General features: G+C 63.4%; 18 protein-coding genes. 3 read left to right on the plus strand and 15 right to left on the minus strand.

What is annotated here, in order from left to right; all coding sequences use genetic code 11:
- Positions 1-17 precede the first annotated feature (17 nt).
- Genes SH584_RS12385 through SH584_RS12395 form a run of 3 tightly spaced genes read right to left on the minus strand, consistent with a single transcriptional unit; the run spans position 18 to position 1,275 of the window.
- Complete coding sequence (locus SH584_RS12385; RefSeq protein ID WP_324807482.1) at positions 18-692, minus strand: hypothetical protein; 675 nt, start codon at positions 690-692, stop codon at positions 18-20.
- Complete coding sequence (locus SH584_RS12390) at positions 689-889, minus strand: helix-turn-helix transcriptional regulator (protein ID WP_322840863.1); 201 nt, start codon at positions 887-889, stop codon at positions 689-691. The genes SH584_RS12385 and SH584_RS12390 overlap by 4 nt, the downstream gene beginning before the upstream one ends.
- Positions 886-1,275 carry a hypothetical protein gene (locus SH584_RS12395; RefSeq protein WP_324807485.1) on the minus strand — a complete coding sequence of 130 codons (390 nt, stop codon included), beginning with the start codon at positions 1,273-1,275 and terminating at the stop codon, positions 886-888. The genes SH584_RS12390 and SH584_RS12395 overlap by 4 nt, the downstream gene beginning before the upstream one ends.
- A gap of 151 nt (positions 1,276-1,426) precedes the next feature.
- Here SH584_RS12395 and SH584_RS12400 point away from each other — a divergent pair, with 151 nt between their 5' ends.
- Complete coding sequence (locus SH584_RS12400) at positions 1,427-2,293, plus strand: glycine--tRNA ligase subunit alpha (RefSeq protein ID WP_324807487.1); 867 nt, start codon at positions 1,427-1,429, stop codon at positions 2,291-2,293.
- The gene (gene glyS, locus SH584_RS12405; RefSeq protein WP_324807489.1) at positions 2,290-4,413 is read left to right on the plus strand and encodes a glycine--tRNA ligase subunit beta; all 2,124 of its coding nucleotides are present in this window, start codon (positions 2,290-2,292) and stop codon (positions 4,411-4,413) included. The genes SH584_RS12400 and glyS overlap by 4 nt, the downstream gene beginning before the upstream one ends.
- A 3-nt stretch (positions 4,414-4,416) precedes the next feature.
- On the opposite strand, the gene SH584_RS12410 is transcribed toward glyS, so the two are convergent.
- The 8 genes from SH584_RS12410 to SH584_RS12445 form a co-directional block, all read right to left on the minus strand.
- The gene (locus SH584_RS12410) at positions 4,417-4,833 is read right to left on the minus strand and encodes a hypothetical protein (RefSeq protein WP_324807491.1); all 417 of its coding nucleotides are present in this window, start codon (positions 4,831-4,833) and stop codon (positions 4,417-4,419) included.
- 62 nt (positions 4,834-4,895) lie between these two features.
- The gene (locus tag SH584_RS12415) at positions 4,896-5,888 is read right to left on the minus strand and encodes a type II secretion system F family protein (RefSeq protein ID WP_322840858.1); all 993 of its coding nucleotides are present in this window, start codon (positions 5,886-5,888) and stop codon (positions 4,896-4,898) included.
- A 13-nt stretch (positions 5,889-5,901) separates the two neighbouring features.
- Positions 5,902-6,873 (minus strand): type II secretion system F family protein, encoded by a 972-nt coding sequence (locus SH584_RS12420; RefSeq protein WP_322840857.1) that lies wholly within the window; start codon positions 6,871-6,873, stop codon positions 5,902-5,904.
- Positions 6,874-6,945: 72 nt separating this feature from the next.
- Positions 6,946-8,211 carry a pilus assembly protein CpaE gene (locus SH584_RS12425; protein WP_322840856.1) on the minus strand — a complete coding sequence of 422 codons (1,266 nt, stop codon included), beginning with the start codon at positions 8,209-8,211 and terminating at the stop codon, positions 6,946-6,948.
- Positions 8,211-8,837 (minus strand): CpaD family pilus assembly protein, encoded by a 627-nt coding sequence (locus SH584_RS12430; RefSeq protein WP_324807493.1) that lies wholly within the window; start codon positions 8,835-8,837, stop codon positions 8,211-8,213. The genes SH584_RS12425 and SH584_RS12430 overlap by 1 nt, the downstream gene beginning before the upstream one ends.
- A 29-nt stretch (positions 8,838-8,866) precedes the next feature.
- Positions 8,867-10,324 (minus strand): type II and III secretion system protein family protein, encoded by a 1,458-nt coding sequence (locus SH584_RS12435; protein WP_324807494.1) that lies wholly within the window; start codon positions 10,322-10,324, stop codon positions 8,867-8,869.
- Between the two features lies 1 nt (position 10,325).
- Positions 10,326-11,387, minus strand: a complete 1,062-nt coding sequence (gene cpaB, locus SH584_RS12440; RefSeq protein WP_322840853.1) for a Flp pilus assembly protein CpaB — start codon at positions 11,385-11,387, stop codon at positions 10,326-10,328.
- Between the two features lie 44 nt (positions 11,388-11,431).
- Positions 11,432-11,905 carry an A24 family peptidase gene (locus tag SH584_RS12445; RefSeq protein WP_324807498.1) on the minus strand — a complete coding sequence of 158 codons (474 nt, stop codon included), beginning with the start codon at positions 11,903-11,905 and terminating at the stop codon, positions 11,432-11,434.
- 53 nt (positions 11,906-11,958) lie between these two features.
- Here SH584_RS12445 and SH584_RS12450 point away from each other — a divergent pair, with 53 nt between their 5' ends.
- The gene (locus SH584_RS12450) at positions 11,959-13,053 is read left to right on the plus strand and encodes an NAD(P)/FAD-dependent oxidoreductase (protein WP_324807500.1); all 1,095 of its coding nucleotides are present in this window, start codon (positions 11,959-11,961) and stop codon (positions 13,051-13,053) included.
- Positions 13,054-13,115: 62 nt separating this feature from the next.
- Here SH584_RS12450 and SH584_RS12455 read toward each other — a convergent pair whose 3' ends face one another.
- The 4 genes from SH584_RS12455 to ispH all read right to left on the minus strand — a co-directional run bounded on the left by SH584_RS12455 (position 13,116) and on the right by ispH (position 19,125).
- Positions 13,116-16,721, minus strand: a complete 3,606-nt coding sequence (locus SH584_RS12455) for a DUF5801 repeats-in-toxin domain-containing protein (protein WP_324807503.1) — start codon at positions 16,719-16,721, stop codon at positions 13,116-13,118.
- Positions 16,722-16,988: 267 nt separating this feature from the next.
- On the minus strand, positions 16,989-17,594 hold the full coding sequence (locus SH584_RS12460; RefSeq protein WP_324807505.1) for a helix-turn-helix transcriptional regulator: 606 nt from the start codon (positions 17,592-17,594) through the stop codon (positions 16,989-16,991).
- Positions 17,595-17,731: 137 nt separating this feature from the next.
- Positions 17,732-18,175 carry a ribonuclease HI gene (gene rnhA / locus SH584_RS12465; RefSeq protein WP_322840848.1) on the minus strand — a complete coding sequence of 148 codons (444 nt, stop codon included), beginning with the start codon at positions 18,173-18,175 and terminating at the stop codon, positions 17,732-17,734.
- Positions 18,172-19,125 (minus strand): 4-hydroxy-3-methylbut-2-enyl diphosphate reductase, encoded by a 954-nt coding sequence (ispH, locus tag SH584_RS12470; RefSeq protein WP_324807508.1) that lies wholly within the window; start codon positions 19,123-19,125, stop codon positions 18,172-18,174. Before ispH ends, rnhA begins: the two co-directional genes overlap by 4 nt.
- Positions 19,126-19,168 lie beyond the last annotated feature (43 nt).

Consider the following 19,168-nt stretch of genomic DNA (forward strand, 5'->3'; position numbering starts at 1 on the left):
CCATGCCTTGGGAAACATCAACGAAACTTGAACCAGGCCCACACTCCGCCCTGGATGACGAAGGACGCGAGGAGGAGCAGCATGGCTATTCCCGACGTCAATGTGGGGACGACGCCGCCGCGTTCCAGCAGCCAGTAGACCGGCAGTGCGAACGCAAGGGCGTAAAAGGCGACCTGAGAGCCCCATAGGTAAGCGCGCTCCTCATGGTCATCGATGGTGCGATGATAGAGAACGGTCGCGCCGCCGAGCGTGGCGAGGAGCAGGACCGACAGCAGGATTGCTGCATTCGCGGGGATCGGTCCCGACGTGAACGCGGTCTCGAGAACTGCCTCGGGCGCCGGGCTCGGCGACAGGAGCGCGATGGCGACGCCGATCGGCAATCCGAGCGATCCGACCCAGATCCACATCTTCGAATAGCGCTTTTCGAACCGAGTCAGTCCGTCGGTGAAGGACGGTGCAAGCAGCGTGCGGATGAGCCAGAAGAGGCCGACCGCCGCAAGGATCATCCCACTCAGCGCAAGCCAGCCGAGAGCTTTACGCGGAAGAAGGTGGCCATTCTCGATCGACGCATAGAAGAAGCCGATGAACATGCCCGCCACGAAGACCGCCAGCACCGAGGCGATCAGCAAGGTCGCCACGCGGGTACCCTTGCTCATTCGATGCGCCCAATTGGGGGTGGTTACCTCGCTCATGAGTCCGCTCCGTCGTTGAAAATCTGTTCGATCGATTGTTCGAAAAGCCGCGCGATCTTGAACGCCAGCGGAAGTGACGGGTCGTATTTGCCCGTTTCGATCGCATTGACCGCTTGGCGCGACACGTCGAGGTGGCCGGCGAGATCCGCCTGGCTCCAGCCTCGCTCCGCGCGAAGGACCCTGAGCCGATTGTTCATGGGCGCTCTTTCACCATCGCGACGTGAAACCCGACGTAGAAGGCGGCAAGGGCGGCGAGACCGACGTTGAAGGCCCCGATGCCCGGCGTTCCGGTCGGCGTGTCCAGCGTTGCACTGGCGAAGCCGGTGACAATGTCGGCCAGCAGCGTCAGGCCCAGTGTGACGATGAACGCCGCGGCCGTACCGACATTCCACAACCGCTGAATATATTCGTCGCGCAGCTTGCTCCAGAACAGGACCAGGACAAGCACGACCAGCATGCCGACGGCGAAACCCTTTACGAAATCGGGAAGATCGAGCGCGTAGGCGAGCCCCAGCGCGACCATTAGTGCCGCTCCTCCGTGTGCGACATTCAAATACATCTGTGCCTTGAGTGCCCTGGACATCCTATCCCCAACCGAATCATTGTGTCATGTGTCCCTGACATAAAGTCACGTCTCTATGACACTGTCAACAACCCCTTACATTTTGTCAGCGACAGGTGACTTTCGGCGTCATCGCTTGCGGCGGCGAAAGGCGCCCTTTAGGGCCGTCGCCATGTCACTTAGCTTCCAAGATCTGATCCTCACGCTGCACCGATATTGGGGCGACCACGGCTGCGTCATTCTGCAGCCCTACGACCTGGAAATGGGGGCGGGCACGTTCCATCCGTCAACCGTGCTGCGTGCGCTCGGGCCTGATCCATGGAAGTGTGCGTACGTACAGCCGTGCCGCCGTCCGACCGATGGCCGCTACGGCGAGAACCCGAACCGCCTCGGCGCTTATTACCAGTATCAGGTGATGCTGAAGCCCAGCCCGCCCGACTTGCAGCAGCTTTATCTCGGCTCGCTCGACGCGATCGGCATCGACCCGCTCAAGCATGACATCCGTTTTGTCGAGGACGATTGGGAAAGCCCGACACTCGGCGCCTGGGGTCTGGGCTGGGAAGTGTGGTGCGATGGAATGGAAGTGACCCAGTTCACTTATTTCCAGCAGGTTGGTGGCTTTGACTGCAAGCCGGTCGCGGGCGAATTGACCTACGGGCTCGAACGGCTGGCGATGTATATTCAGGGCGTCGATAACGTCTTCGACCTGAAGTTCAACAACGCCGGCGTGACGTACGGCGAAGTGTTCCTCGACAATGAGAAGCAGATGTCGACCTGGCATTTCGAGGTCGCGGACACCGACGCGCTGTTCGATCTGTTCCGCAAGGCGGTTGCCGAGAGCGAGAACTGTCTGAAGCGCGACAAGCCGTTGCCGATCCCGGCCTATGAGCAGGCGATCAAGGCAAGCCACATCTTCAACACGTTGCAGGCGCGCGGTGTGATCTCGGTCGCCGAGCGGCAGGCCTACATCGGACGCGTGCGCGATCTCGCCAAGGGTGCCTGCGTCGCCTGGATGGCCGACAAGGGATATTCGGCATGAGCGGTCGCGACTTTCTCCTCGAACTCTTGTCGGAAGAAATTCCTGCGCGGATGCAGGCACGTGCCCGCGCCGACCTCGCGCGGCTGTTCGCGGATCAATTGGCGACTGCGGGTCTCTCGCATAACGGGATCGTCACCTATTCAACGCCTCGCAGGCTGGCGCTGATCGCCCGCGGACTTCCCGAGACGACGCAGGCGGTGTCGGAAGAGGTCAAAGGGCCGCGCACCTCCGCCCCGCCTCAGGCGTTTGAGGGCTTCCTTCGCAAGACGGGCCTCACCCAGGATCAGTTGACCAACCGCGACGGCGTGTGGTTCGCCGTCATCGACAAACCCGGGCGGGCGACTGCCGACGTGCTCGCCAAGGCCGTGGCCGATGTCGTTCGCGATTTTCCTTGGCCCAAGTCGATGCGCTGGGGCGAGGCGTCAGCATCGTCGGCGTCAATGCGCTGGGTTCGTCCGCTTCATTCGATCGTGGCGCTGTTCGGCGAGGAGATCGTTCCGGTCGAGATCGATGCAGTCACGTGCGGCGCTGCGACGCTTGGCCATCGCTTTCACCATCCCGGTGCCATCACGATCGGCGGCGCGCACGACTATGTCGAAAAGCTGCGCGCCTGCCATGTCCTCGTTGACCAGGAAGAGCGTGAGACGATCATCCGCGACGGCGCGATCGAGGCAGCGGAAAATGCCGGCTTCCTGCTCGTCGAGGACGAAGGCCTCGTCATCGAGAATGCCGGGCTGACCGAATGGCCGGTACCGCTGCTCGGCAGCTTCGATCCCGACTACCTCGACGTGCCCGAGGAAGTGATTCAGCTCAGCGCGCGCACCAATCAGAAATACTTCGTCATCCGCGACGGGCAGGGGAAGCTTGCGCCGCACTTCGTCTGCACCGCGAACATTGCCGCCAACGACGGCGGAACCGCCATCGTCGCTGGCAACGAGCGCGTACTCACTGCACGGCTCAGCGACGCGCGCTTCTTCTGGGAGCAGGACCTCAAGGTGCCGCTCGAAAGCCAGGCCGCGAAGCTTGGGCAGATCGTGTTTCACGAAAAGCTCGGCACCGTTGCGGACAAGGTCGATCGGGTCGCGAAGCTGGCGCGCTGGCTCGCTGAAGAGGGCATCGTCACAGGCGCTGATCCCGCACTGGCCGAGCGCGCTGCCCGGCTGGCGAAGGCGGATCTTGTCACAGGGATGGTCGGCGAATTTCCCGAATTGCAGGGCGTGGTCGGCGGCTACCTTGCGCGCGCGCAAGGCGAGCCAGATGCGGTCGCCGATGCGGTTCGCGACCATTACAAGCCGGTAGGTCAGGGCGACGAAGTGCCAACCGCGCCAGTCACGGTTGCCGTTAGCCTCGCCGACAAGCTAGATTCGCTGCAGTCGTTTTTCGCCGCCGGGATGCACCCGACCGGATCGAAGGACCCCTTCGCGCTTCGCCGCTCCGCGATCGGTCTGCTCGCCTTGATGATCGAGAATGACGTCCGGCTTCCGGTCGGTAGCGAGCACGGCCTGTTCGATTTCCTGGTCGATCGCCTCAAGGTTCAGCAACGTGATGCTGGCGTCAGGCATGACGTGATCGATGCGGTGGTGTCGTCGGGCAACGAGCGTCTTTTCGTGCCGCTGCTCGCGCGCGTGTCGGCTCTGCAATCTTTCCTTGGCACTTCGGACGGCACCAACCTGCTCGCCGGCTACAAGCGTGCGGCCAACATCCTGAAAAAGGAGAATTGGAGCGGGGGCGGAGTCATGTCGACCCGTGGATCGCAAGGCATTGCGCAAACGGGTGAGGAAGATCCGCTGAGCGAGGTCGAGGAGCCCGCCATTGCCGATGCGGTGGCTGAGATGGCCGATCGCCGCGCGCATCTGATGGGAACGCTCTTGCCGGAGGAAGCGGCGCTGATCGACGCGCTGGACAGTGCCGAGCCGAAAGCGTCGGTGGGCATCCATGGTGAGGATTACACCTCGGCGATGGCGGCGCTGGCCTTACTGCGTGCGCCGATCGATACGTTTTTCGACGCAGTGACCGTCAACGATGCCGATCGGGCTGTGCGTGCCCGACGGCTCGATCTCCTCGCGCGGTTCCGCGACGCGGTTCACCGCGTCGCGGATTTCTCCAAGATCGAAGGCTGATTCTTAAAGCGGGCGACGATCGCGGTCGTCGATCGGATCGCGGTCGTCGGGAATTCCGTCGCCGTCCCGATCGCGGCCGAGCATGCGGTCGACAATCCCCGGCTTTGTTTCGGTCGGGCTGATCACACCGTCGCGATTGCGATCGCGCACCGCAGCGTCGCGCAGGCTGTCGCGTTCGCGCCATTCGCGCTCACGCTCGGCATGCGTCTTTTCCAGATCGGTCCGGCGCGTGACTTCCGCATTGTAGCGCTGCTTCCACTTGCGACCGCCGCCCGAGAACAGGAATCCGCCGACCAGCAAGCCGAGCACGAAAATCAGCAGGATGATGATCCACTGATCGGTGGTGAAATTGAGCATGTCGTTCCCCTGTATCTTGTTCTTGAGGCCAAACTGACGCGCGACGCATACAGTTCCGCTCATGCGAAACCGCCGCCGCCCATTGCTGGACGACGGCGGTCGTTTCCGGCCCGATTTGAGAGGCTTTAGCCCTTCATCAGATTGTCCGAGATCGAACAGGCTGCCGGGCCCAGGATGACGATGAACAGGGTCGGCAGAATGAACAGGATCAGCGGGATGGTCATGATCGCAGGCAGGCGAGCCGCCTTTTCTTCCGCACGCATCATGCGCTCGTTGCGGAACTCGGCCGACAGCACACGGAGCGCGGAGGCGAGGGGCGTCCCGTATTTCTCGGTCTGGATCATGGTGGTCACGACGCCGCGCACAGCCTCGAGGTCGACGCGATTGGCCAGATTCTCGAACGCGTTGCGGCGTTCGGCAAGGAAGCCCAATTCGATGGCGGTCAGGCCGAATTCGTCGCCCAGCTCGGGATAAGCCTTGCCCAATTCCTTGGCGACGCGGTTGAACGCGGCGTCGACGGTCAGGCCAGCCTCGGCGCAGATGACGAGAAGATCGAGCGCGTCGGGCAAACCCTTGCGGATCGCGTGGCTGCGCTTGGTCACCTTGTTCTTCAGCCAGATGTCCGGCGCCTTGTAGCTGCCGACCAGCGTCGCCGCGACGAAGCCGTACTTCTTGTAGAAGGCCCAGTCGGGGAAATAGTCGATGACGTAGATCAGCACGATCGCGCCAGCACCGAGCACGACCGGCATGACGAAGCGCGCGAAGATGATGAAGAAGGCCAGGTCCTTGGTGCGAATGCCGGCCTGCATCAGCCGCATCTGCGTCTTCTGGATCTGGTCGTCCTGCAGCATCCGGAAACTGCCCAGGATGCCACGGACGCGATCGGCCGCGACGTTGCGGTTGGTCAGTTTCTTCCGCTTGTTGGTCGAGGCGACGATGCCCGCCTTCAGCTGCTCGCGGCGTTCGTTGAGCGCTTTGACCCGGCGCGCCATCGGGTCCTTGACCGTGGTGGCAGCGTAGAGTGCGAGAAGGACGGCGAACGTCGCGACCGCGCTGAGCATCGTCGCCACGAAGATGACGTCGAAGCCAAGCAGGGTCGGTCCAGTGGGAGAGGTCATGTCGATGTTCCCGTCAGATCTCGAAGTTGACCATCTTGGCCATGATGAAGACGCCCATGCCCATCCAGCAAAGGCCGCCGATGCCCGCGATGATCAGGCGCTCGTCGGAGAAGAAGCCCGCCATGTATCCAGGGTTGATCATCCACACCATCGTGAAGACCACGAACGGTAGCGATCCGACGATGTAGGCCGATGCCTTGGATTCCGAGCTCATCGCGCGGATCTTAAGCAGCATCTGCCCGCGCTTGCGCAGAACGTCGGCAAGGTTGGACAGCGTTTCCGCCAGGTTACCGCCGGTTTCGCGCTGGATCGCCAACGTGATGACGAAGAACTGAAATTCCGCGGTGCCAAGACGGTCCGAAGTTTCCTGAAGAGCGGCCTCCATCGTGCGACCAATCTTCATCTTGTCGCTGACCGCGCGGAACTCGACGCCCACGGGTCCACCGATTTCGCTCGCGACGATGCCCAGCGTTTCCGTGACCGGAAGACCCGAGCGAAGGCCGCGGACCATCAGTTCGATCGCATCGGGGAAGTTCGTATTGAATTTCTGCAGGCGCTTCTTGATCAGGAAACCGACCACGAAGTGTGGAACGCCGACGCCGGCGAACAGCCCAACGAAAAGCGCCAGCAAGAAGGGAGCGCCCTGGAACAGCAACAGCAGCATGACGACGAACGCGAGGCCCATCGAATAGAGCATGTACTTGCCGAGGCTGATCTTCTTGCCTGTCTGCTCCAATCGCCGACGCATCAGCGCCGGCTTCGGGATCAGGGTGTTGGCAAAGCTGTCGATGCGGTCGTTCCGCGCCTGAAGCAGCTTGCGGATCTGAGCCTGCGCATTGGCAGCAAGCGCCGAATCGCCGTGCCGTTCCTTGACCAGTTCCATGCGGCGCTTGATCGCCTTGCGCGGATTGGGACCACTGACCGCCTTGGCGCCGAGCAGGAGAACGCCCAGAATGCCGACCGCCACGATGATGATTGTAAGCATGTTAAAGTCCGTTCGTCCTGATCCATGCGTGACGGGTAGGGCGGGCGAACCCGCGCCTATCGTGGCGGTTGCTTAGGCAGCCTTTTCCTTGGGCTTCGACAGCATCGACTTCAGGTTGCCGACCAGGCTCTTCGCGGCCGCGTTGCGCGTGTCGGGGATGGCCCCTTCCTCGCTGGCGTGGCTCAGTACCATGTTCGATAACTGCGCGAAGGGCGCGGCCATCTTGCCGGTCGCGATCTCGGCCATCGGCTTGCCCAACTTCGCCGCCTGCGCGGCAACCTTGCGGTCGTCGGGGAAGAAGATGTCGATCTGGCGCTCGATCGACTGTTCAAAGTCCTTCTTGCTGATTTCCAGCGCGCCACCCGAGGGGACGCGGTTGGCAGCGACGATGACCTTGGTCTGCGGCGCGTTGGACTTCAGCCAGGCAAGGACCCGGATGGTGTCCCGCGTCGCTGCAAGCGTCAGTTCGCTGACGATCACCGCGACATGCGCGTCGTGCACCATGTGCGGATATTGGATCAGCATCTGGCGCGGCAGGTCCATGACCGTCGATTCGAACGCGTTCTTCATTTCTTCCTGAAGCTGGAAGAAGGCCGCGCCGTCAGTCGCCAGCGGCTGGTGAAGCGGCGCTTCGGCCGACAGCACCGACAAGCGTTCGTTGGCGCGGATCATCGCACGTTCGATGAACAGGCCGTCGATGCGGCTCGGATTTTCGATCGCGTCGGTAAGGCCGCGGCCAGGCTCCAGGTCGAGCGCGAGCGCGCCGGTCCCGAAGTGAACGTCGAGGTCGAGCAGGGCAGTCGAACGCCCCGACTTTTCGCTCAGCATCCACGCCAGGCTGGTGGCGATGGTCGAAGCGCCGCTGCCGCCGCGCGTGCCGATGACCGCGGTCATGACGTGCGGCTTCTCGGCCTGCGCTTCGCCGCGCGGTCCCGACAGGATCGACTGGGCATGCGCGAACGTGTCGCGCAGCTGGTCGACCGTGAACGGCTTGAGCAGATAGTCGTGGATGCCGCTGGCGACGAGGTCGCGATACAGGCGGACATCGTTGACCTGTCCGGCCGCGATCACGATCGTGCCGGGCTCGCAAACTTCGGCCAGCGCGTTGATGTCGTTCAACGGATCTGCGGATTCGCTGAGGTCGACGAACAGGATGTTGGGGCTGGCCGACACCGACAGCGACTGAACCGCGTTGCGGAGGCCGCCTTTGTTGACCTTTTCCGGCGACCAGCCGTGCTCGACCGCAACCGGGCGCAGCATGTCGGCAGTGGCGTCGTCGCAAACGAAGGCGGTGAAGGGGTCACGCAGACCCGCACGCGCCTGAAATGGAGCATTCATCACTCTTCACCCTTCGTGCTGATGTCTTTGAGGCCGCCCTTGCCGGTCGGTGCGGTCGTCCGGTAATCCTGGACGGCCCGCGCGGCAGTGATGGCGTCGCTGACGCCGCTGCCTTCGCGGCCGCTGACGAGATCGCCTGGGTTGGCGATCATCGCCGCCAGGTTGTTGTTCACCGCGCAGCCGAAGTTCGACATCGTCGCGTTGTACATGTTCGGCTGCGACGGGGCGCTCCAGTTGGGGCATCCCGGCACGCTGGCGCGAGTACGGGTAACCACGACCCGGACCGACCCGGGCGCAACCTGGCCCTGCGTCACGGGCGAACCGCTCGCGACGAGCAGGCCGTATTGGCCCGCAATCCGCGAGACGTCCTGGCGGGCGCCGTCGGCATAGACGCCGTCCACATAGACGGTGTCGCCATAGCCAAGCTGCATCGACCGGAACCACGCGTCGAGGCGCGCCGCGTCGTTCGGCGACAGCGTGCCGTCGGGCGTTGCGGCGTCGAACACATAGTCGGCGCGCGAAATGACGGGCACGTTGATCGATTCCACGCCGCGCGTGGTTGCAGGATTTTGCGAACAGCCTGCCGCGGTCACCGCGAAAGCAAGCAGGGCGAATTGACGGCGCATCGTCATTCCTTTCGAGAGTTCGAGACCGATCACAGCTTGAAGCCCGGGCTGGCGGCGGCGGTCGTCGCCGTGCCGGTGATGGCCGGAGCGGGAGCAACGGCGACCGGACGCGGAGCCGAGACACCCTGGAACGTCTGTCCACCAAGGACCATGTCGGCGGTGTTCGGAGCGCGATAGCCATCCGTCGGCAGTGCCAGCTGGCCCGAGGTCGGGCGCACCAGGTACGGCGTCACGATGATCACCAATTCGGTTTCCGCCCGGCGATAGCTGGTCGAGCGGAACAGCGCGCCGAGGATCGGCAGGTCGCCGAGGAACGGGGCCTTGCTGATGTTGTTGGTGTTGGCGTTGCGCAGCAGGCCGGCGATCATGAAGCTCTGTCCCGAGCCCAGTTCGACGGTCGTTTCGGCGCGGCGCGTCGTCAGTGCGGGAACGTCGTATCCGTTGAGCCGGATCGACCCTTCGTTCGACAATTCGCTGACTTCCGGGCGGACGCGCATCGAGATGCGGCCGTCGGCCAGCACGTACGGCGTGAAGGCCAAGCCGACGCCATATTGCTTATACTCAATCGTCACCGCGCCGAGGCTCTGCGAGATCGGGATCGGGAATTCGCCGCCGGCCAGGAAGCTGGCGGTTTCACCCGACAGAGCGGTGAGGTTCGGTTCGGCAAGCGTCGAGACGAGGCCGTCATTTTCGGCAAGGTCGAGCGTACCGAGGACATCGAGGCCCAGAACCCGACCGAACAGTCCCAGCGAGGTACCGTTGGTGATCGTGTTGAACACCGTCGGCGTACCCGGCACCGTGGGCGTGGACGGCGTCCCGATCGTGCCGGGGTTGCCCTGGCCGATGCCGAACAGCGTTCCGCCGCCACGATCGCGCGACAACAGATTGACGCCGATCGACTTGACCAGGCTGCGGTTTACTTCCGCGATCTTGACCTTGAGCATGACCTGCAGCGGCGTTGCCGAGCGTAGGCGGCTGACCACCTGCGTGCCGGTGCCGACATAGGCCTGAACCAGGCGCTGTGCCTCCTCGACGTCGTTGGGCGACGAAACGGTTCCGGTCAGCAGGACCAGGTTGTTCATCGGCGTCGCCTGAATGCTTGCTTCCGGCATCGCCAGGCGCAGCATTTCGCCGACCGATCCGGCATTGGTGCCGACACGGACGTTGGCGGCGTAGACTACGCGGCCCGACTTGTCGGTCGCATAGACGGTCGTTTCGCCCGAGCTCTTGCCGAAGACATAGAGCTGGGTGGACGAGCGCACCTGGACGTCGGCGATGCTGTCGTTGGCGATGAACACGTCGCTCATCGGGGACGACAGGCGAACCAGCGTTCCGGTGTTCTGCGACAGGGTCAGCGTTTCCGACGGCCGCGCAGCGCGCGACTGGGCAAGGGCGGGAGTGGCGACGGCAACGCTGCCGAGGCACAGGGCCAGCGCGGCGAGGGCGGTGCCCACGGGTGCGCGGCGGATCATCTTACGGCTCGTCATCTTACTTGCCTCCCACCGGAACGACGGTGACGTTATTGCCGCGCGAAACCCGGACGACCGGACCGGTCACCGGCGCAGGACCTGCGCTTGCGGCGGTGGACATCGGACCGGCTTGGCGGCCCATCATGGCGTTGGCGAACTTGGTCATCGGGTCCGACGATGTCGGCGCCGCGGACGCTGCCCGCGGGACGCTGCGGCGCTGGAAGCGCGACACGTCGCCGCCGGTGACATAGGTCGTGTTGTTGTCGGCCGGACGATTGGCGATGGCGAGGAGCATCTGGCGCTCCTGCGCCGGGTTCGCGCCGGCCGGGACCTTGACCTCACCCGCAGCGACGGCGCGCTCGAGCTCGGCAGTGTTGTCCGCGATCGAGCGGAGCGACAGCGACAGCGTGCCGACCGACTGGCTGACCGCGATCTTTTCCGCAATGCGCGGGGTCGCCTCCAGCGTGACGGTGGTGAAGGTCTTGACCTCGGTCTTGCCTTCCTCGTTCTTGCTGTCGATGCGCTGATCGGTGGCGAGCACACGCAGGTTGCGAACGATCGTTTCCGAAACCTTCAGGGGCGGGCCTTCGCCGCCGCCGGTCACGTCCTGGGTCAGCATCATGTCGACGCGGTCGCCCGGGAAGATGAAACCGCCGACGCCGGTCGTGGTCGACACGGGAACCGTGACGGCACGCATGCCCGGCCCGAGCGCGGCGGCCAGAAAGCCGCGGTCGTTGGGGCCGACGAGCGCGCCGCGGGTCAGCGGTTGTCCCGCGGTCACCGGATTGCGAACGACGGTGCCCAGAAGCTTCGACATGTCGGCTTCAGGCGTACCCTCGGTGTAATAGGCGTTCTGGACGAGCTCCTTGGGCCATGCCTGGAAGGCAAGGCTTTCGGCGTCGATGATGGTGCCGACCGGCAGCGCCTTGCGGGCTACCAGGACTTTCGGTCCCATCGGAACGACCGGTGCGGCATTGGCCTGATCGGCCCCGGCGCCGGCAAACATGTTCTTGGCCATGACGGCGGTAACCACCGCGATGACCAAGGCTCCGATGAGCAGTGCAACTTTCTTCACGTCCATGGCGAAATCGCCTCCCCTAGAGGGTTCCCTCGATGCTCAGAACATCAGGCAAATTGGTTAAGAAACCGTTGGGCGAGTAACCATAGCCCGCCGATTGCGATCGCGACGCCGTAGGGAACTTCGGTTTTCCCCTCTGCGCGCGCTATTTTGTGATGGTAAAAATAGGCCGCGCCGCTGACGAAACCGCCGGCGATGCAGGTAATGACGAACAACTGCAGGGTTGCGAGCGGAGCGAACCAGAGCGCGAGTGCGCCCCCCATCTTGACGTCCCCGCCGCCCATTCCGCCCAGGCAGAACAGGCCGAAGAAGGCGACGAACAGCAGATACGCTCCGCCGATCCGCTCCAGCACGTCGGGATAGAAGTCGATTCCCGCCGCCAACCAGTAGACGGGCGCCAGCACCGCAATCGTCACGTTCAGCCAGTTCGGAATCGTCCGAGTGGCGATGTCGATGGCCGCCGCGGCGACCAAGAGGACCGCCAGCAGGATCAACAAGATCAGGGTGAATTGCATGTTCATCATTCGACCACCCCTAGACGGACGGTCTTTCGAAACCGTAACCAGCCCAGACCATGCAGCATGTCGATGTTCTGATCGTTGGGGCCGGGATCGCCGGCGCAAGCCTCGGCGCGCGCTTGGCGGGCCTTCGGTCGGTGCTGGTGATTGAGGCCGAGAGCCACTGCGGCTATCATTCGACCGGACGGTCGGCGGCTTTTTGGCAGGCAAGCCTTGGCGGCGGAACGCCGGAGCAACAACTCAGCCTGCGTTCCCGCCCAATGTTCGACGCGCGCTGGCCCTCGGCCCCCGTCGACCTGCTTCATCCCCGCGGAGCGGTGCACCTGACCGGTCCGTCCGGAGAGCAAGTCGAACATGCCGACGAGTTAAAAGGTGCCGATCGTCCGGTCCGGCTGGATCGCGAGACGCTGAACCGTCTGGTGCCGGGACTGCGCTCGCAATGGTCGGGTGCCTTTTACGAAAAGAGCTGCGCCGACATCGATGTCGCCGCTTTCCACGCCGCATGCCTCGCGGAAATTCGCAGGCTCGGCGGCTCGATCTCGACCGATCGTGCCTTTAACGGCGCTTGCCGGGTTGGCGAGCGGTGGGAAATGGAAACGCCGAACGGACCGGTTTCGGCCTCGATCATCGTCGATGCAGCCGGGGCGTGGGGCGACGCGGTCGCCGTTGCCGCGGGGGTTAAACCGCTCGGGCTTCAGCCGATGCGCAGGACCGTCGTCCAGTTGCGGGTAGCGAAAGACGGACTTCGCAAGATTCCGTTCGTCACCGACCTTCATGCCAGTTTCTATTTCAAGGGGGAGGGCGACCGAAGCGTGTGGGTGTGCCCGCTCGACGAAACGCCGTCCGACCCGTGCGATTGCGCGCCGGAGGAAATCGACGTTGCTCTTGCGATTGACCGGTTCGAGCGCGCCGTCGATTGGCCGGTCGAGGCGGTGGAACGAAAGTGGTCGGGGCTTCGCACCTTTGCCCCGGATCGGCGGATGAAGTTCGGCTTCGACCGCGAAGCCCCGGATTTCTTTTGGTGCGTGGGGCAGGGCGGCATGGGCATCCAGACCGCACCGGCGGCTTCCCTGTTGTGCGCGTCTCTCATTTTAGGGGAAGCGTTGCCGGCCGAGCTAGCTGGCATCGATGCTGCCGCGTTCGCTCCCTGAATAATCTACCGGGTCGACGGGGATGGCTATCTCGTCGACCCGGTAGCTCGCTCAGCCCGTCGTCACAGCAGCAGTGAGTCCGGGTGGATCGAATAGGCACTCGCGAACAGGTCGAAGCCTGGATCGTACATCTCGCGGAACAGCGGTAGCGCCATCGCATCGACTCCGCTGACCGAGTCGTCGTCGTTGACGCCGGTTCCGTCGATGCCGACCGACCAGCTTTCGAACGCGCTGTCGCCGTCGCCGTCGGTCACCGTCGCGGTGAATTCGAGCAATTGGTCGGGCGTGTCCTGCCCCTGGTTCAACCCGAAGCCACCGATGTCGAATTTGCCCGCCAGCCCGGTAATCCGGACCTGGTCATGATCGCCGTTAGTGTCCCATTCGATCTTGTACCCGGCATTGAGGCCGGAGATGTCCGCGACGCCGCCCGTGATCGTGATGACGATCGCGGCATTCTGCTGCCCGGGCAGTGAGCTGTCTTCCAGCAAGGTGCCGTTCGCCGAATAGACCCGAACCGCCGTGATCGACACCGCCGGATCGACGCCAAGATGGTTCAGCGCGAGGTTTTGACCCTGCGGCGCACCGGCGACATTGAACGCCTCGATCCGCATCGACGCCAGCGCGTTGCCCTGGATCTGCGCGATTTTGCAAAAGGCGGAATCGACTTCCGTGGTCGATCCGTACTGCATGTTGTCGGCGTCGTCCGCCTCGTTTTGGTCGAGTCCCCCGGGCGCTCCAGCCAGATAGTTTGCAACCGGATTGGTGACGTAGGTGAACACCGCGCCGTCGCCAGGATCGAACATCTGGTTGTCGATGCCGATCGTGACCGGCCCGCCGCCCTTCGACGTGTTGATCGTGTCGCTGGCGTTGGTGAATGTGCCGTCCCCGCTCAGCACCGGCGCGCGACCGATGACAATCAACGCAGAAGAAGCCGTCCCGACGGTCCCAAACAGATTCTGTCCCGACGGCAGGTCGTCGAAGTTGAATTCGGTGACTGACGGCGGCGGGTCGATCAGAACGTCGAAGGTGTAGGTCCCGGCGGCGGCCTGATCGAGCGTCATCCGATAGTAAGCGGTATCGCCGGCATTGCCGAAGATGTCGTCGCCACCGGTATCGGCCCAGTAGGTGACAGACCGGCTGTCGCCGGCAAGCACGCCTTCGAGATCAACGCCATTGATCGTCAGCGATTCTGTGTAGTCGGTCAGCGTGTAGGGATTGGTCTTCACGTCGGAACCCACTGCGCCGTTCAGGGTCTTCGTAACCGAGTCCCCGGCCTCGAAGTCCACCAATCCGTCATCGATCGGACCGATCGCCGGACCGTCGTCCTCAAATCGAAGCGCGGGACCGATGTCGGCGCTGGCACTGTCCTGGTCGCCATCGCCATCGGTGACGGTCCTTACCGCCGATACCTTGCTGGCGGCGATCGACAGATAGGTATCCGCCTCATCCGGGTCGTCCGGGTCGCCGTGCACCATCGCTCGCGACTGATCGAGCGTCACATCGCCCGTGTCTTCGTCGATACTGATCCGGAAGACTTCGATCCCGCCAGCAATCCTCCCGACGATGTCGTCACCATCGACATAAAGGTAAACCGACAGGTTGGTCGCAGTATCGACCAGGCCCGAGTCCGCGCCCGGAGCAGAGAGTGCGAGTGAATAGGCCGACGCATCGGCGCCCCCGCCGTCGCTGCCATAGGCCTCGTCCGTGGCGAACAACACCGCGCCCGATACGGTTACCTTTCCGAGCGACGTCGTCTCGTCCTCGAAATCGTTGGCACCGATGCTTTCGTCGACGCGAACCTCTGCACCCGCTCGCAACGAAAGAGTAACGCTCGGTCCATCGTCTTCGATCTTCATCGCCGGTCCGATATCGGCGCTGGCGCTGTCCTGATCGTCGTCGGCGTCGGTAATCGTGCGCACCGCAAATATGAGGCCCGATGCAATCGACAAAGCCGTGTCCGCTTCGTCCGGATCGCCCGTGTCGCCATGAACGAGCGCCCGCGACAGTTCGAGCGTGACCGCGCCGGTGTCGCTGTCGATACTGATCCGCAGCACCTCTATCCCGCCCGAGATTCGCCCGACGATATCGGCGCCATCGCTGTAAAGCAGGACGGCTTCGCCCGACGCGGTGTCCACCAAGCCGGAGTCGGCGGCCTCATCGGACAGATCCAGCGACCAGTCCGAGCTGTCAGCCGCATGGCCGTCGGTGCCGAAGTCGGCATTGCCGCCGAACAGCGCCGCTGCTGCAACGGTGACCTTGCCAAGCGAGGCGCTCTCATCCTCTCCGGGATTCTCGTCCAGGCTTTCGTCGACTCGAACCTCGGCATTCGCGACTAGCGAGAGGGTCACGTCCGGACCGGCATCCTCGAAGATGAGCCGATCGCCGATATCGACGTTGGCGCCGTCCGGCCGATCGACTCCGAAGCCGCCGATGTCGAACTTGCCGGCCACGCCCTGGATCAGGACCTGATCGTGGACTCCATTGGTCGACCACTCGATCTTGTATCCGGCGTTGAGGCCGGTGACGGTGTAGCTTCCGTCGGCGTTGGCCGTCGGCGCGTCGATCGTCTGGACGATGACTCCCGCGCCGTTCTTCACGACAATCTGCGTAATGGTCACGACGGACCCGGTGCCCAAACCGCCGCCGGCCCCCGTGCTTGCGAAGGCGCGACCATCGAGGTCGTTATCGCCGTTGAAGGCCTTGATCGACAGGCTCGCCAAGGCATTGCCCTGGATCTGGGCGATCTTCACGAAACCGCCGTCGGCCTCGATACGCTCTCCGAACTTGATGTTGTCGGCATCGTCGGCCTCATTCTGGTCAAGGCCTCCCACCACGCCGGCCAGATAGTTCGGATCGGGCTGCGTCACGAAGGTGAAGTAGGCGCCGTCGCCGGGGTCGAACATCTGGTTGTTGATGCCGATCGTGGTCGGGCCGCCGCCCTTCGACGTGTTGATGGTGTTGCTGGCGTTGGTGAACGTGCCGTCGCCGGATAGGTCGGGCGCCATGCCGATCACGACCAGCGCGTTGTCCGCATCGCCGACAATCCCGAACAGGTTTTGACCCGACGGAAGGCTGTTGAAGTTGAATTCCTGCGACACGCGTGCGGAGACGCCGATCGCGTCGAGCAGGTTGACGGGGTCGTCGGGATCGTCCGCGTTGGGATTGTGCAGCGGTTGAAACTGAACCATTTCGACGCCCGCGCTGCTGAGGTCGCCGCTCGGCGAAAGATGGATTGCGAAGACGATCGTGCCATCGGCGGTGCGCCCAAGGACCATCTGGTCGCCCATTTCCGCGTCGGTGGACAGATAGATCGCCTCACCGTCGAGCGTCTCCAGATCGGTCAGGACGCCGGGATCGCCAGGTTGCCAGGTGGCGAGCGCGTTGCCGTCGCCGTCGACGAAGCCCAGCCCGATGATCGAGGTGTTGGGGCTGGATACGGTAATGAAGTTCGACCCACGGACGGCGACGCCGTTGGCGGTCGCAAAGCCCGCATCGAGGCCGAGGCCGTCGAAGAGTCGTTCGTAGAAGGCCGCACTGCTCCCCATGAGGGAAGCAAGCGAGACATCCTGATCGTTATTGTCTTCGGAGCCCTGAGCCACGCCACCGGTCTGCAGGCCGAACGATTCGTCCAGGACGCAGTTGCCGTCGATGATGATGTTGGTAGCCATTGATCTTCTCCGGACAGAAGAGGGCAAGAGCCGGAGTCGATAAACTCCGACCGGCCCAAGGATTGGGTTCGGCTGGACTGGGCAATGCCAGTCGCTGATCTGCTGAAAGTAAGCGCCCCTCACCGAAACAACGGTGTCGCCCCAACCATATCTACCTAGTCGAAGTAGGCGACCATGGTGATACTTGGCGTATATCCAATTCGCTTTCGACCGCCGCGAAAGCTTGCGGTGGATCTATATCCTTTTGGAAAGTCGCAGGACGCGTTCTCAGTGGACGCGGTCGCTCGGCGCATTGGGGCGATCGAAGGACAGCTGGCGCCGTCGCTCGTAGCCGAGCTTGTGCAGGATGTTGTGGACGTGAGTCTTGATCGTCCCGTCCGAAAGATTGAGCGCGCGGGCGATATGCTTGTTGCTGAGACCTTCCGCGGCGAGGCGGGCAACCTCTTCCTCCCGCCGGCTGAGGCCGTCCCAACTATGGCAATTCTTCCCATCCGGGCAGGGACGGGCGGCGAAATGCGGATCGACCCAGCGTTCGTTGCGCTTCACGCTCTTCAGGCAATCGAGAACCGACTCACGCGATGCCGTACTGAGCAGCAATCCCGTGATCGGCGACGCCATGAAGTCGGCGAGCGGCAGCTGGTCGGTGGCATGGAGGATGACGACGACCGGCAAGAGCGGGCGCGCTGAGCCGTTGACGGCGCCAATCAAGGTCGATGGCAGCTTCGTCAGCGCGACGAGCGCAATCGCGCTGGCAGGGATGTGTTCCGGGGAAAACTCCTCGACGATCGAGGTTTCGTATCCGACTGCGGAAAGAACCGCCGAAACGCCTTCCACCCAGATATCACAGGGGTCGGTGATCGTGACCGCGGTCATCTGCTCCTTCCTCAAGAAAGAATTGCAGCGCGACGTTTGGCGCACCGCAGGCAGCGCAAAGCACGAATTACAGCGTAGTTAACAAAATATTTACGGGAAAAGCGGTCGTGGCACAAGGGTTGGGGATGCGGAGCGACCTATCGACGTGCGTCTGCTTCCGCGCAGGCCAGAACATCAGCCCGTTCATTCTCGGGGTGGCCTGCGTGGCCCTTCACCCAAAGCCATTCGACACGATGCGGCGTGGCCGCCTCGAGCAATGCTTGCCACAGTTCGGCATTCTTCACCGGCTTGCGATCGGCAGTTTTCCAGCCATTCTTGCGCCAGCCATGGATCCACTTCGTGATCCCGTCGCGAACGTAATTGCTGTCGGTGGTCAGCCTGACACGGCAAGGCTTGGTCAACGCCTTGAGCGACTCGATTGCCGCCATCAACTCCATGCGGTTGTTCGTCGACGGATTCTCGCCGCCCGAAAGCTCGCGCTCACGGTCTCCGAACCGCAGGATCGCCCCCCAGCCTCCCGGACCGGGGTTCCCCTTGCATGCGCCGTCGGTGAAAATCTCGACCTGCGGAAGTTCGCTCATGCAGCCGTGAGCAATTCGCGGGGAAGCTTGAAGACCATGTCCTCGGTGACGTGCGCGGCTTCTTCCTCGGTCACTTCGAAGCGCTGAGCGATCGCGTCGACCACTTCGCGAACGAGGACCTCAGGAGCCGAAGCGCCCGCAGTGAGGCCGACGGTCTGTGGCTGCCCCAGCCATTCCCAGTCGATGTCGCTGGCGCGCTGGATCAGTCGGCTGGGAACGTTCATCCGCTGAGCGACCTCGGCGAGGCGAAGCGAATTACTGCTGTTCGGAGCGCCGATGACCAGCACGCGATCGCACTGCGGCGCGATGACCTTGACCGCCGCCTGTCGATTGGAAGTCGCGTAGCAAATGTCCTCGCCGCGCGGCGCCCGGATTTCGGGAAAGCGGCGCTTGAGAATGTCGACGATCTCCGCTGTGTCATCGACCGACAACGTCGTCTGGGTCAGGAAGCTGAGGTTTGACGTGTCCGTGACGACAATGTTTTCGGCGTCCTCGGCCGTCTCCACCAGCGTCATCGCGCCGACAGGCACTTGTCCGAAGGTCCCGATCACCTCGGGATGGCCGTCATGACCGATAAAGAGGATGTGCATCCCCGCTTCGATCAGGCGCTGCGCCTGGCGGTGGACCTTGCTGACCAGCGGGCAGGTGGCGTCCAGATAGTCGAGCCCGCGCGCCTGCGCGGCGGCCGGAACGACTTTCGGAACGCCGTGGGCCGAAAAGACCACGGGACGGCCGTCCGGAACCTGATCGAGTTCCTCGACGAATACCGCGCCAAGGCCGCGCAGCCGATCGACCACGAAGCGGTTGTGGACGATCTCGTGGCGTACGTAGACCGGGGGTCCGTAACGCCCGATCGCCTTTTCGACGATGGTGATTGCGCGATCGACACCCGCGCAGAATCCGCGAGGGGCGGCGATTAGCAGGTGGAGCGGGGGCTTGGCGGGGGGCATGGAGCGCGATGTAAGCGATTGCTTGCAGCCAGCCAAGGCGCTT

The sequence above is a fragment of the Sphingomonas sp. LY29 genome, assembly GCF_035593985.1.
In the GTDB taxonomy this organism is placed as follows: Bacteria; Pseudomonadota; Alphaproteobacteria; order Sphingomonadales; family Sphingomonadaceae; genus Sphingomicrobium.